The sequence below is a fragment of the Sphingomonas sp. PAMC 26605 genome (genome assembly GCF_000241485.1).
GTDB lineage: Bacteria > Pseudomonadota > Alphaproteobacteria > Sphingomonadales > Sphingomonadaceae > Sphingomonas.
The window spans coordinates 1,626,769-1,640,309 of sequence record NZ_JH584241.1; the positions used below are offsets into that span (position 1 = coordinate 1,626,769).

Consider the following 13,541-nt stretch of genomic DNA (forward strand, 5'->3'; position numbering starts at 1 on the left):
TGCGCTGCGTCTCGCGACCGAACCGACGCATGCCTGTCTTCGGAAGCTAAGTGCTTACCCTCGAACATGCGAGCCTGTGGCGCCTGAACTCGAAAGCTACTGCACGTCGATGTTTCGTGTTCTTGGATCTTGATTGGCCCTCGAACCGGCCCGAGGACCCGCACTCGCACCGGCGTCTGATTATTTGCTTCAAGACGCTAAAGTAGATCGCCCCGCATGCTCGAATACTGCCGCGTCGAGGATGCGACGATGCCCATCATTCATACGCGGTTTTTACTCAAACCACCTGAATTCCCTCACGAATCTTTATGGCGGGATAGATACCGCGCCGTGCATCGACATCGAAAAAGGATTCTGCACGTGAGTTTTCGTCTTCTACCGATGCAGGCACGCGGCTCGCGCAAAGCGCTCGACCTCCGCGGTCTCGCGCTTGCTGGCAGCTGCGGCCTGCTCTTCGCGTCGTCGTCAGCCGTGGCCGACCCGGTTGCTTCGCCTGGTTTCTCGGGGCCACTAGCCCCCAACGCCCATCCAATCGTCGTGAATGCCGGACCGTTCGGTGACGTGACCGTGACCGGGCAAGTCAGCGGCATCGCACTGGCCCAAAGCCATGTGACCAGCACCCCCGGCACGGTCAACTCCGACACGGCGGCAGACGTGTCCAACGCGCAGGTCGAGATCCAGACCACGACGGGTCCGCTGCAGCTCTACGTGCAGGCTGGCGCCTATTCCCTGCCCGCGCTCGGCACGTCCTATCTGCGTTCGGGCAAGGCACAGGATTTGCTCTTCGGCCCGGTCCCGGTGGCTTATGCCAAGGCCGTGCTCAGCAAGGATCTTTCGATTACTGCAGGCTTCCTGCCGACGATGGTCGGTGCGGAATCGACCTTCACGTTTCAGAATATGAACGTCGAACGCGGCCTGCTGTGGAATCAGGAGCCGTCGATCAGTCGCGGCGCGCAGGTCAACTATGCACATGGCAAGCTGAGTGCTGCGGTGTCGCTCAACGACGGCTATTATTCGGGCAAGTTCAACTGGATCTCGGGCACCGCCTCGTATGCATTCGACAGCGCGAACACGCTCACGGTGATCGGTGCGGGGAGCTTCTCGCGGTCGCGGCGTAGCTCCTATGCGACGCCGCTTGCCCAGAATAACGGGAGCATTTTCAACATAATCTACACCTACGCCAAGGGGCCGCTGACGCTGACGCCGTATCTGCAATACAATCGCGTCGACCGTGATGACGCGCTTGGCCTCAACCGTTCGGCGGAAACCTTTGGCGGTGCTTTGCTGGCGAAATATACGCTCGCCAAGGGATTTTCGCTTGCCGCACGCGGCGAATATCTGAAATCTTCGGGTGATGATTGCGGTCTGGCGACGGATTGCGTGCCGACCAACCTGCTCTACGGCCCCCATAGCGATGCATGGTCTGCGACTTTCACGCCGACCTATCAGAAGGGCATTTTCTTCGCCCGTGGCGAAGTTTCCTATACCCGGATCGGCAAGCTCGCGCCCGGTTCTGGCTTCGGCGCAGATTCCAACAAGCGCGACCAGGTTCGCGGCTTGCTCGAGACCGGATTTCTGTTCTGACCGACAGCGCGGCGCGCCAGTCTGGGGCGCCGCGCAACCGGTCTGATGCACCGGATCGTTTGCACGCTGGCATTAACGCCCGCAAATCGAGGCCGCAATGAACCGCCGTGATGTGCTGCATCGTTTGGTCGGCGTCTTCGTATTGCTCGCGACTGGAGGGGCCACGATCTGCTGCCGCGAAGGTGCGCTTCTTCATGCTTGGCCCTCAGCGATAGGGCTGACCTTGGGGATCAATCTAACCGCGCTCGCTTTTGCAAGTCTTGGCTTACTGCTGCTCGTCGGGGGCTGCCGTTTGCGCGACGGCTGGAAGAGCGCTTGCCCACGCGCCGCGCTTCGGCGCCAAATTGCAAAGAGCGGAGATAAACCCGATCACGACGGTGTAGCCGTTACTCCTAGTCGAAGAGTTGCGCCCGCATCGTGCGCTGGTCGTGCGACGCTAGCCGCATTCCTTGTCGCCCGAGTTCATCGGGCTGCCGTCCGAACGGATCTCACATGATAAGCCGATGTCGGGCTGTCCCTGAGATGACTTTGCGGCGCGCGGGCCGAGCGTGTCCCGATGATCAATAACGCGACGCCACTGTGGTGGACCACGCCCGGATCGCCACATGGTGATCGGCTAACGCCAAGCGCCCGTCGGTATGGTCGGATCGATGAAGGTCGCGGAAACGTCAGGCCGCGCGCAGGCACGTAACGCACGCAATGTTGCCAACCGTTGGCCGGCTTTTGGCGGCGATACCGACGGCTTGGCGAGAGGCGAAATCGTCGCGCGTCCCGTGCCGTTCACCCTGGCTCGCGTCTCTCAAGCGGCGCGACTTTATGCTCTTTCTACGAAAATCGCGCTGAAACGCCATCGCGCTCTTACGCAGCGCAGGCCTAATTCGATAACCGCATGGCCATCCGATCCATGACCAATTTGGCGCTCGGCGTTTCGAGCGCCGCAGGCTGCACTGTTCGGCGCCGCCCGCGGTCCCTGATTTCTTGAATGGTCAGCTTGAGGAAGCATACGATGACAACGCCAGACGACCCGGAACCCGACCAAAGCGGCCCGATATTCCGCGTAGGACAGGATTGCGCCGGCCACTGGCTGGTGCAGGATAATGGCGGCAAACTCGAGGGCCGCTTCGTTTCCCGCGCTGCCGCCGTGGGATTCGCACGCAGCGAAGCACACGGGTTCCCCGGCGCAACGATCGTGATGGTGGCGACGCCGATAATACCCACGATCTCCTTCGCGCCGGTCCAGCCATGGGAAACAGCGCACCATTGTCGAAAGGCTGCCTGATGGTGCGCGCTTGCCTTTCACGCTGGATCGAGGACGCCGATCGATGACCTATGCTGCTGACCATACGATTGATGGACCGATGCTCAACAACCCTGTGCCGCGGAAGCACAGCAGTGCGGCCACATGCCGCCCCGGCTGTCGCGACCCGCGCTGGCCCGAGGTTGCAGCTGCGCTCGCTGCCTTGCTCGGTCGCGCCTGCGCGGCGGCGGACCAGATGCGCGATCCCGCGATCGGTATCACCTTCGAGCGGGGCGAGCCGATCGCCGCGCTGTGCGAGGAAAGCGGATTCCCGGCAGACATTGTGCTGTGGCACGGCTGCAAGGGCAAGAAGCAGGCAGATATAGAGCGCGCCGAACATGTGGCGGCTCGCGCCGGGCACGCTTTGATTGCGGATCACCCACACCGCATCGGGCATGCGGCATGACGCACCGTGATCTTGCGTGGCGCAGCCTTGGTGTCGCGCTTGTCGTCGTAGCGGTCGCCGCACGGATCGCCGACGGCGCCGGCACGCACGCCGGGTTGAGCGTGATCGCGTTCATCATGGCGCTCATTGGGCTCGCCCTGATCGTGCAAGGAAGGCGCGTTTCCGCGGCGCTGCGCGTCGAGCGGAGCCGACATCGTATGCTCGCCCAAGCGATCCATGACCGCCGCCGCCGGCGCTCCGGTGACGGCTACGCCTGACCCGCCCGTGAGAAACGATAGAGCACCCTTTTTAAACCGGAATCCTCATGTCTCTCCCCTTTGAATGTCGCGATGGCGTCCTCCACGCCGAAGATGTGCCGTTGCCCGCAATCGCAGCCGCGGTTGGCACTCCGGCCTATGTCTATTCGACGGCTGCGCTTCGCACCGCGGCGCGCGCGTTTCGCGCTGGCCTTGCGCCGGTGCCGCGCAAGCATCTCGCCTTTGCGGTGAAGGCCAATCCGAACCTTGCGGTGCTCAAACTGCTCGCCGAGGAAGGCTATGGCGCGGACATCGTTTCGGCAGGAGAGATGCTGCGCGCGCTTGCGGCGGGGATGCCGGCAAGCAGCATCATCTTTTCGGGTGTCGGCAAATCCCGGCGCGAACTGGCAGCGGCGCTCGATGCCGGGATCGGCCAGTTCAATCTCGAGCTCGAGGAAGAAGGTGTCGTGCTTGCCGCGATGGCGGCCGCGCGGGGTCAGCGGGCATCGGCGGTCTTGCGGGTGAACCCCGATATCGATGCGGGAACGCATGCCAAGATCTCGACCGGCCGCAAACAGAACAAGTTCGGCGTGGCGATCGATGATGCGGTCGATATCTATGCGCGCCTCGCCAAGCTCGACGGGCTCGCCCTGCGCGGGGTCGCCATCCATATCGGCAGCCAGCTGTCGGATCTAGATCCGCTCGAGCTGGCCTATGCGCGCGTTGGGAGGCTTGTGGCGGAGCTGCGTGCGGCCGGCCACGCCATTACCCATGTCGATCTCGGCGGTGGGCTCGGCCTGTCGTATCGGCCGGGCGATGTCGTGCCGAGCGCCGCGGCCTATGGAACGATGGTGGCGCAAGCGACTTGCGACTGGAACGTGACGCTGATGTTCGAGCCGGGCCGCTTCGTCGCTGGCGAGGCCGGCGTCCTGCTCACAGAGGTGCTTTGGGTGAAACCCGGCGCGGTCGCCCCCTATGTGATCGTGGATGCCGCGATGAACGATCTCGCGCGACCGGCACTCTACGATGCGTTCCATGATTTCGTCGCGGTCCGCCCCACGGGAGCGCGCATGGTCGCCAATATCGCCGGCCCCGTCTGCGAAAGTGGAGACACCTTCGCGATGGGGCGCGACATCGACGCCGTATCGGCCGGCGATCTGGCGGTGTTCCGCACCGCGGGGGCGTATGGCGCGACGATGGCCTCGACCTACAATTGTCGCGCGTTGGTGCCCGAAGTGTTGGTCGATGAAGGGCGTTTTGCGGTAGTGGCCGATCGGATCGAGCCCGAGGCGATGCTTGCCGCGCAGCATATCCCGCTTTGGATGACGCACGACGACGAATACGTATCAGTCCCTGTCTCGCAGCGCAGAGCCGCCTGATGGCAACGCGACACGATACGTCGTCCCTTGCGCGATCAGCTCGAGACCGCGCCATCGTTGCTCGGCCAAGGGGTCGATTATGTCCTCCATGCGATTCTCGATTTTGTCGTCGACGGCTATCTGCCGATCGTCAGCGCGATCGAGGACGAGGTCATGGCTATGGAAACGCGGATCCTCGATACCTTCCTCGATCGCCAGCAGATCGCCCGGATCTTCGCGCTGCGCCGCGAACTGATCCGCTTCCAGCGCATTCTCGTCCCGATGGAGGAAGCGGCGCGCAAGCTCGCGCGCACCGATCTTCCCTGCATCGGCCCGGAAGCAACGCCGTATTTCAGCGATGTGTTCGACCACGCACGGCGGGTTGAGACAATGGTCGACGGCTTGCGCGAAGTGCTGACCTCGGTGTTCGAGTTCGGCAACCTTATCGAGCAGCAGCGCACCGGTGCAATCACCCGCCAGCTCGCCGCCTGGGCGGCGATCCTCGCGGTGCCGACTGCGATCGCCGGCGTCTATGGGATGAATTTCGAGTTCATGCCCGAACTGCGCTGGCACTATGGCTATTTTACGATTCTTGGCGCGATTTTCGTCATATGTGGCTTGCTCTATGTCCGGTTTCGCAAGCTCAAATGGCTGTAAGGATGAATGCGGAAGATTACCGCCGCAGCAGCTCATTGCCGAGGCCTACTACCCCTGCCAGACCGTCGTTTCAGCGTCTGGGGCGACATTATGGGTGCGACTGGCGCGGCGCCGATCCATTGCCGCGATCCCTACCCGTTCCATCAGATCGATCGATTAGTTGAGCACATCAATCTTGGCTATCATCAGCTTGTGCGAGGCGGTCTGGCGCAGCAACGCTAGCCGCAAGATGATGCAAACGACGAGATAGGGAAAAGTGAAAGCGCTGACCATCCATCCATATGTTATCGCTATGTAATTTCGTTCGGGTGCCTGGAGGTTCTCGCTTGTGGTAGCGCGCGGCGATGCCTGGAGATGCGGGTGGGACGCGCGCGTCGGCTACTGGGCCTGAAACCCAGCAATAGGCTTGCAATGCAGGCCAATAGCCCAAACAGCAAAATCGCGGCCACGGGCACTACGCCGATCATACCCGACCTTGGTCGGGCCACAAGGTTGGCACCCGTTGCAGAACGGTCCGGTAGGCCATCACGGTTGCAATGCCCATGCGGGACATGCCCATTTCCGACGCTGCAGCAAGTAAAGGGTCGATTCCTTCGGAGGTGGTCAAATCTGAAGTCAATCCAGTGACCGGGCTGTTTTGATGGGCTTTCATCGGTTTTCGCGTGGTTCGTTGCCATGCACGTTGCGCCGGGTGCGGGGATCCGAAGCCGGCTCGAACACGCTACGGCCTTCAAAGACCAAGGCTGCACCGCCACAGCCGGAACAGACGGCGACGAGCGCCACACATAACTCGAAAGCACTCGGCTGGGCATCTGGATTGCCGCGGTTTGCACACAGGGAGAAAAGGCACAACGTCGCCAGCAGAAGCAAAGCTGCTCCACCCAACCGAACCTTTACGTCAAAATCATGTAACGAAGGCTGTTTCATTCTGTCCCCTGTCGAAGAACGACACTGACAGAAATCGGCGTAAAAACTCCCGACGGATTTGGCGCTGTTCGCGTAGGAAATTCGTAAATTCTGGCGCCGTCGCAGCGCCCGGCAGCGGCCATCGCTTTATGGCAGGATCGGTGGGGATCCGGCAGTATCCTACAGCGCGCTTCCGTGAGGCTCGGCAACCCGTGGAAGGCTGACGACCCCAGCGGCGCCTCCTGTGGGATAGCCCATAACGGTCGGACAAGATCAGGCCGACCTTAAGGGGCATGCCGCGTACCGCGGTTTCACCAATACTGAGTAGGTGCCGCAGCGATTAGCCGTCGATCCCGACATGATCGCTAAATTCGCGGCAAACGTCTTTATCTATCAGGCAATTGACGAGCCTTTCACTCGCAATTCTGACGTCGCTACCATGAAGAGCGTGGGTAAAAACCGAGCCGACGGATATTATCATGAACGCCTCTGCAAGGACTCGATGCTCATCGCGCACCGTCTCGCTCGATTGGAGTCCGGCAAAAGCACGGCTTATATTGTCGGACATCATCTCCCGTATATCATTGAATATGACGTTTATGCGGGGATTGCGGCATGCCTCGGATGCGATTTCCAGAAAAAGCCGATCGCTGTCCTCGTCTTTACGGCAATTCGCGGAGGTCAGCCAATTGACGATGCCGGCACGGTCGTTCTCGCTCAATGCCGTGTTCAGCGTCGTCAGGTCCGCAAACTGCTTGCAGTCGGCCTCGACGATCGCCGCGACGATATCTTCCTTCGCCTGGAAATCGCGGTACAGCTGTTGAACGCCTACGCCGGATTCCTTTGCGATCAATGCAATACCTGTAGCGTGGAACCCGTGTTCAACGAACAATCGCCGCGCCACCCCCTTGATATGATCACGGCGCGCTTCGGCGCGCGACACGGGCTGGCATTCGACAATCGACACGTGAAGAACCTCTCTCATGCTTGTTGACGCGCTCAACCGGCGGGCCTAACGGAGCCCTTCGTGAGTGATCGCTCTCACACTTTTTTTCAAGCGGGAAAATTTATGTCGTCCAATCGGCTGATCAGCTGGGTGTTGGCATCAAGCGGCTTGCTCGCGCTGGCAGCGTGCGGCGGCGGCAAGTCGCAGCAGCAAGCGGCACCGGGGCCTGCGCCGGTCGGCTATGTCGTGGTTCGCCAGGAGCCGATCATGCTGACGACGGAACTTCCCGGCCGCACCGCAGCGTTCGAAACCTCTGACGTGCGCCCGCAGGTGAATGGTTTGATCCTCGAGCGCCTGTTCATCGAAGGGGACGTCGTGCATAAGGGGCAGCGGCTCTATCGGATCGATCCGGCCCCGTATCAGGCGCAGGTGGCGAGCGCCCAGGCCGCCCTGACGCGGGCGAGATCCGGCATCGCTTCGAGCGCCGCGCTTGCCCGCCGCTACGGCGAGCTCGTCAAGATCAATGCGATCGCCCGCCAGGAATTCGAGAACGCGCAGACGACCGCCGCGCAGGCGCAGGCGGATGTCGCGGCGCAGCAGGCGGCCCTCAGGACCGCGCAGATCGACCTGGCCCGCACGACGATCCGCGCGCCGATCACCGGGCGGATCGGCCGCTCGGCGTTCACGACCGGCGCGCTGGTATCGGCGTCGCAGGCCAATGCGCTTGCCACCATCCAGCGGCTCGATCCGATCTATGTCGATATCCAGGAGTCGAGCGCCGATCTGTTGAAGCTCCGCCAGCAGATCCTCAGCGGTCAGCTGACCCGCGATGGCAACGCGCACGTAAAGCTAAAGCTCGAAGACGGCACCGAATATGGTCCGCAGGGAACGCTGCGTTTTGCCGACGTCACTGTCGATCCGACGACCGGCTCGCAGGTGATCCGCGCGCTGTTCCCCAATCCCAACGGCCTGTTGCTTCCGGGCATGTTCGTTCGCGCGTCGCTCGTCGAGGGGACTCAGTCGAATGGCATGTTGGTGCCACAGCGCGCGGTCAGCCGCGACGAGAAGGGTCAGCCGACCGTGATGGTGATCGGCGCGGGGAACAAGGTCGAGGTGCGCACGCTGCAGACCAGCCGCGCGATCGGAACCAACTGGCTCGTTACCGGCGGGACCAAGCCCGGCGACAAGATCATCGTCGAGGGCGGAATGATGCTTCGCCCGGGCATGCCGGTCCAGGGCAAGCCGTGGGATCCCAACGCGAAACCTGCAGCCGCTCCGGCGCAGGGTAACGCGCAGGCACAGGCCAAGTAAGCCGCCATGTCACGCTATTTCATCGATCGCCCGATCTTCGCCTATGTGCTCGGGGTGATGGTCCTCATCGCCGGCATCCTGTCGCTGCGGACCTTGCCGATTGCGCAGTTCCCGGCGATCGCGCCGCCGGCGGTCTCGATCACCGCCAACTATCCCGGCGCCGACGCTCAGACGCTGGAAAACACGACCACCCAGATCATCGAGCAGCAGATGAAGGGGATCGACCACCTTCGCTACTTCTCGTCTTCTTCCTCGTCAGCTGGCACGGTGACGATCACCCTAACGTTCGAACAGGGCACCGATCCGGACATCGCGCAGGTGCAGGTGCAGAACAAGTTGCAGGCGGCGACGCCGTTGCTGCCGCAGGAAGTGCAGCGCCAAGGCATCATCGTCGCCAAGGCCACGCAGAACTTCCTGCTGTTCGTCGGGCTCTATTCCGAAAACGGCAAACATGACGCCGACGATCTTGCCGATATCGTCGCTTCGAAGATCGCCGATCCGCTGTCGCGCGTGGCCGGTGTCGGCGACACGCAGATCTTCGGCTCGCAATACGCGATGCGTATCTGGGTCGATCCGATCAAGCTCAACAATTACGCTTTGACGATCGGCGATGTGACCGCTGCGGTCACGGCGCAGAACGCACAGGTCTCTGCCGGTCAGATCGGTGCGCAACCGGCGCCCAAGGAGCAGATGCTCAATGCTACCGTCTCGGTCGCATCGCGCCTGACGACGCCCGAGGAGTTTGCGAAGATCCGCCTGAAGAGCGGAACCGACGGGTCGGTCGTGCGGCTTGGCGATGTCGCTCGTGTTGCGATCGGTGCCGAAAATTACGCCTTCTCCGCGCAGTGGAATGGCAAGCCTGCGTCGGGCATCGGCATCAAATTGGCGCCCGGCGCCAACGCGTTGAATACCGTGGTCGCTGTCAAGGCGCGGGTGAACGAACTCGCCAAACAGTTCCCGCCGGACGTAAAGGTGATCTTCCCGTACGACACGTCTCCGTTCGTTCGCCTGTCGATCGAGCAGGTGGTCGAAACACTGGCCGAGGCGATCGTCCTCGTCTTCCTCGTCATGTTCCTGTTCCTGCAGAATTGGCGCGCGACGTTAATCCCGACGATCGCCGTGCCGGTGGTGCTGACCGGCACCTTCGCCGTGCTCGCCGCCTTCGGCTATTCGATCAATACGCTGACCCTGTTCGGCATGGTCTTGGCGATCGGCTTGCTCGTCGACGATGCCATCGTCGTGGTCGAAAACGTCGAACGACTTATCACGACGGAGCATCTCTCGCCGCGAGAGGCGGCGCGCAAGTCGATGGACGAGATCACCGGCGCGCTCATCGGCATCGCCGTGGTGCTGGCGGCGGTCTTCTTGCCGATGGCGTTCTTTGGCGGATCCACCGGGGTCATCTATCGCCAGTTCTCGATCACGATCGTTTCGGCGATGGCGCTGTCGGTCGCGGTCGCGCTGATCCTGACGCCGGCGCTGTGCGCGACGATCCTCAAGCCACACGATCCCGACAAGGGGCAGGGCAATGGTCCGCTGGCGCGCTTCTTCCGCTGGTTCAACGACAAGTTCGATCGCGGTCAGGTGCGCTATGAACGCGGCGTGCGATCAACCGCGCGACGCTGGGGTCGTTCGCTGATCATGTATGCGCTTATCCTCGCCGGCCTGGTGTTTCTCTTTACGCGCCTGCCGACGGGTTTCTTGCCCGACGAGGACCAGGGCGTGATGATCGCGCTGGTCCAGGGACCGCCAGGGGCGACGTCTGCACGGACCCAGAAGGGGCTCGATCTCGTGCGCGATCACTTCCTGAGCGATGCCGGTCCGGCGATCCGCGGCGTCTACACGATCAACGGCTTCAGCTTCGCCGGCCAGGGCCAGAATAGTGGTATTGCCTTCATTCCCATGAAAGAATGGAAGGATCGTCCGGGCGCCAAGAACAAGGCGCAGGCGATCATTGGCCGGGCGATGGGTGCGTTCTCGAAATATGGCGACGGGCTCATCTTCGCGGTCATCCCGCCGGCGGTTCAGGAACTGGGTAATGCCACCGGCTTCGACCTCCAGCTCGTCGACGAAGGCGGCCTAGGCCACGATCGACTGCTGGCCGCGCGAAACCAGCTGCTCGGCATGGCCTCCCAGAACAAGTCGCTCGTCGGCGTCCGTCCCAACGCGCTGGATGATGCGCCGCAGCTGAGCGTGAACGTCGATCAGGACAAGGCCGGCGCGCTCGGCCTCGATCTCGGAACGGTGAACAGCACGATCGCGACGGCCTGGGGTGGGTCCTACGTGAACGACTTTATCGATCGCGGCCGTGTCAAACGAGTCTACATCCAGGCCGATTCAAAATATCGCATGGCGCCCGAAGATATCGGCAGTCTGTATGTGCGCGGCGCGAGTGGCAACATGGCTCCGTTCACCGCTTTCTCGGACGTTTCCTGGAAGCAGGGACCGACCCAGCTGACGCGGTACAATGGTCAGCCCTCGATGGAGATCCTCGGGCAAGCGGCGCCCGGCGTGTCGTCAGGCGCTGCGCTCAAGACGGTCGAGGACATGCAGGCCAAGCTGCCGCCCGGGACGCGGCTGGACTGGACGGGGCTGAGTTACGAAGAGCAACTGTCCGGGGGGCAGGCGCCGGCGTTGTACGCGCTGTCGCTGCTGATCGTGTTCCTGTGTCTCGCGGCACTTTACGAGAGTTGGTCGGTGCCGATCTCGGTGATGCTGGTGGTTCCGCTCGGTGTCGTCGGCGCATTGCTCGCCGCCACGCTGACCGGTCTGAACAACGACATCTATCTGCAGGTGGGCCTCATCACGACGATCGGTGTCTCGGCAAAGAACGCGATCCTTATCGTCGAGTTTGCGGAGGAAAAGATGCGCGAAGGCCTGAGCGCTTTCGACGCAGCGGTCGCGGCGGCAAAGCTCCGTCTTCGACCGATCCTGATGACCAGCTTTGCCTTCATCTTCGGCGTGTTCCCGCTGGCGATCTCGAACGGCGCGGGCGCGGGCGGGCAGAACGCCATCGGCCGCGCCGTGGTCGGTGGCATGCTGTCGGCGACGGTGCTGGCAATTTTCTTCGTCCCGATGTTCTTCGTCGTGGTGATGCGCCTGTTCGATCGGAACAAGGCGCAAAAGCCCGTAACGGACGATCGGCATGGTGACGATGGCGAGCCCGGGTCGAACCCCGCGCCGCAGGGAGCCTGAATGATGCATAGCAAGATCGTCCTCGGCCTGTTGGGAGCCGCGGCACTGGCCGGGTGCAATCTCGCGCCGAAATACGTGAGGCCGATCGGCGCTGTCCCCGCGGCGTTGCCGCAGGGGGGCGTCTACCCGACGGCGGCAACCGATGCCCCGGACTTGACCAAGATCGGGTGGCGCGAATTCTTTACCGACGACCGGCTGCGCAACACGATCGCGCTGGGTTTGGCGAACAATCGCGACCTGCGGATCGCGGCTGCCAACGTGCTTCAGGCGCGCGCGCAATATCGGATCCAGCGGGCCGACTTGCTGCCCACGGTAGGCGTGTCCGGCTCGGCGACCTACACCAACAACATTCAAGGCGCGACCGGAGCGCTTGGCGGCGCGGCAGGGACCGGAACCGGGACGGGTACTGGTACCGGGACAGGAACGGGATCCGGGGTGGGAACCGGTGGTTCCGGGACGGGCAGCGGCGGCACCGGTGTCGGCACGGGAATAGGGGCGGGGGTCGGAGCGAGTTCGTCCAACCTCGAATATTATTCGGTCAATCTGGGCGTATCCGCTTATGAGATCGATCTGTTCGGCCGCATCCGCAACCTCAGCCGGGCGGCGCTCGAACAGTATTTCGCGACCGAAGAAGCCCAGCGCGCGACCCGGATCAGCCTGATCGCCGAAATCGCGACCGCATGGCTGACCTATGCGTCGGACCAGGATCAGCTCCGCATTTCGCAGCAGTCGCTGACCTCGTTCCAGCAATCGCTCGAGCTGACGCAGGCGCAGTTCCGCATCGGGGTCGCGTCGGAACTCGAAGCACGACAGGCTGAGACGACCTATCAGGGCGCGCGCAACGACATCGCGGTTCTCAGGACGCGGTTGGCGCAGGACAAGAACGCGCTCGACCTGCTGGTCGGGGCGCCGGTCACGGGAGACATGCTGCCACCGAATTTGGGGAATGGCGACGTGGCGTTGCACGCGCTGCCCGCCAATCTTTCGTCGGACGTCCTGCGACAGCGTCCGGACGTGCTGCAGGCCGAGCATCAGCTGATTGCGCAAAATGCCAATATCGGTGCAGCACGCGCCGCCTTGTTTCCGAGCATCTCGCTCACCGCGGCCGTTGGCACGATCAGCCCCGCCTTGAGTGGTCTCTTCTCGGGTGGAAGTTTCACCTACACCGCGGCCCCGGCGGTCTCGTTGCCGCTGTTCGACGGCGGGAGGCTGCGCGGCAATCTCGCCGCGGCGCGTGCGCAGCAGCAGGTTGCCCTGTCGACCTACGAGCGATCGGTGCAGACCGCGTTTCGCGAGGTGGCCGACGCTTTGGCGCAGCGCGGGACGATCGACGAACAGATCGCAGCCCAGACAGCACGCGTGAATGCGGCAACCGTAGCGCTGCGCATCTCGGATGCGCGCTACAGAGCCGGTGTGGAATCGTTCCTGACCACGCTCGACTCACAGCGTACGGCGTATGCCGCACAGCAGCAGCTCGTCACGACCCGCCTGAACAGGGGAAGCAACCTCGTCGAATTGTATCGGTCCCTTGGGGGAGGCTTGGACGGGATCTCTCGTGTTGGGACGACTGCGGGGGTTCAGCGCCCTTAACTACCAGCCGTCCAATGATCGATGCGAGGCGTCCAAAAGCCGCCATATGAGATGA

General features: G+C 62.7%; 9 protein-coding genes and 1 pseudogene. 8 read left to right on the forward strand and 2 right to left on the reverse strand.

Features of this window, described 5'->3' with window-relative positions:
- Positions 1 to 249 precede the first annotated feature (249 nt).
- The 5 genes and pseudogenes from RH90_RS07585 to RH90_RS07610 form a co-directional block, all read left to right on the forward strand.
- Entirely contained in the window at positions 250 to 1,584 is a 1,335-nt protein-coding gene (locus RH90_RS07585; RefSeq protein WP_232280327.1) for an outer membrane beta-barrel protein, read from the forward strand.
- Positions 1,585 to 3,077: 1,493 nt separating this feature from the next.
- Positions 3,078 to 3,287 (forward strand): hypothetical protein, encoded by a 210-nt coding sequence (locus RH90_RS23905; protein WP_198283393.1) that lies wholly within the window; start codon positions 3,078 to 3,080, stop codon positions 3,285 to 3,287.
- The gene (locus RH90_RS07600) at positions 3,284 to 3,544 is read left to right on the forward strand and encodes a hypothetical protein (protein WP_010184881.1); all 261 of its coding nucleotides are present in this window, start codon (positions 3,284 to 3,286) and stop codon (positions 3,542 to 3,544) included. The genes RH90_RS23905 and RH90_RS07600 overlap by 4 nt, the downstream gene beginning before the upstream one ends.
- A gap of 47 nt (positions 3,545 to 3,591) precedes the next feature.
- Complete coding sequence (lysA, locus tag RH90_RS07605) at positions 3,592 to 4,902, forward strand: diaminopimelate decarboxylase (RefSeq protein WP_010184883.1); 1,311 nt, start codon at positions 3,592 to 3,594, stop codon at positions 4,900 to 4,902.
- A gap of 27 nt (positions 4,903 to 4,929) precedes the next feature.
- Positions 4,930 to 5,538: pseudogene (locus RH90_RS07610) on the forward strand (magnesium and cobalt transport protein CorA); the annotation flags it as partial.
- 648 nt (positions 5,539 to 6,186) lie between these two features.
- Here RH90_RS07610 and RH90_RS23375 read toward each other — a convergent pair.
- Both RH90_RS23375 and RH90_RS07615 read right to left on the reverse strand, forming a co-directional pair.
- On the reverse strand, positions 6,187 to 6,465 hold the full coding sequence (locus tag RH90_RS23375) for a hypothetical protein (protein ID WP_157134548.1): 279 nt from the start codon (positions 6,463 to 6,465) through the stop codon (positions 6,187 to 6,189).
- 319 nt (positions 6,466 to 6,784) lie between these two features.
- The gene (locus RH90_RS07615) at positions 6,785 to 7,411 is read right to left on the reverse strand and encodes a TetR/AcrR family transcriptional regulator (protein ID WP_232280328.1); all 627 of its coding nucleotides are present in this window, start codon (positions 7,409 to 7,411) and stop codon (positions 6,785 to 6,787) included.
- 102 nt (positions 7,412 to 7,513) lie between these two features.
- Between RH90_RS07615 and RH90_RS07620 the strand changes: the two genes are divergently transcribed.
- From RH90_RS07620 to RH90_RS07630, 3 genes are read left to right on the forward strand one after another with little or no spacing between them, the layout of a single operon-like run.
- Positions 7,514 to 8,701 (forward strand): efflux RND transporter periplasmic adaptor subunit, encoded by a 1,188-nt coding sequence (locus RH90_RS07620; protein WP_010184886.1) that lies wholly within the window; start codon positions 7,514 to 7,516, stop codon positions 8,699 to 8,701.
- A gap of 6 nt (positions 8,702 to 8,707) precedes the next feature.
- Complete coding sequence (locus tag RH90_RS07625) at positions 8,708 to 11,896, forward strand: efflux RND transporter permease subunit (protein ID WP_010184887.1); 3,189 nt, start codon at positions 8,708 to 8,710, stop codon at positions 11,894 to 11,896.
- Positions 11,897 to 13,486 carry an efflux transporter outer membrane subunit gene (locus RH90_RS07630; RefSeq protein ID WP_010184888.1) on the forward strand — a complete coding sequence of 530 codons (1,590 nt, stop codon included), beginning with the start codon at positions 11,897 to 11,899 and terminating at the stop codon, positions 13,484 to 13,486.
- Positions 13,487 to 13,541 lie beyond the last annotated feature (55 nt).

Bases quoted from the DNA above. Each gene is read 5' to 3' on its own strand.
- RH90_RS07600 (WP_010184881.1), top strand. From the start codon at position 3,284: ATGACGCACCGTGATCTTGCGTGGCGCAGCCTTGGTGTCGCGCTTGTC.
- RH90_RS07630 (WP_010184888.1), top strand. From the start codon at position 11,897: ATGATGCATAGCAAGATCGTCCTCGGCCTGTTGGGAGCCGCGGCACTG.
- RH90_RS07620 (WP_010184886.1), top strand. From the start codon at position 7,514: ATGTCGTCCAATCGGCTGATCAGCTGGGTGTTGGCATCAAGCGGCTTG.
- RH90_RS07625 (WP_010184887.1), top strand. From the start codon at position 8,708: ATGTCACGCTATTTCATCGATCGCCCGATCTTCGCCTATGTGCTCGGG.
- RH90_RS23905 (WP_198283393.1), top strand. From the start codon at position 3,078: ATGCGCGATCCCGCGATCGGTATCACCTTCGAGCGGGGCGAGCCGATC.
- RH90_RS07585 (WP_232280327.1), top strand. From the start codon at position 250: ATGCCCATCATTCATACGCGGTTTTTACTCAAACCACCTGAATTCCCT.
- RH90_RS23375 (WP_157134548.1), bottom strand. From the start codon at position 6,465: ATGAAACAGCCTTCGTTACATGATTTTGACGTAAAGGTTCGGTTGGGT.
- lysA (WP_010184883.1), top strand. From the start codon at position 3,592: ATGTCTCTCCCCTTTGAATGTCGCGATGGCGTCCTCCACGCCGAAGAT.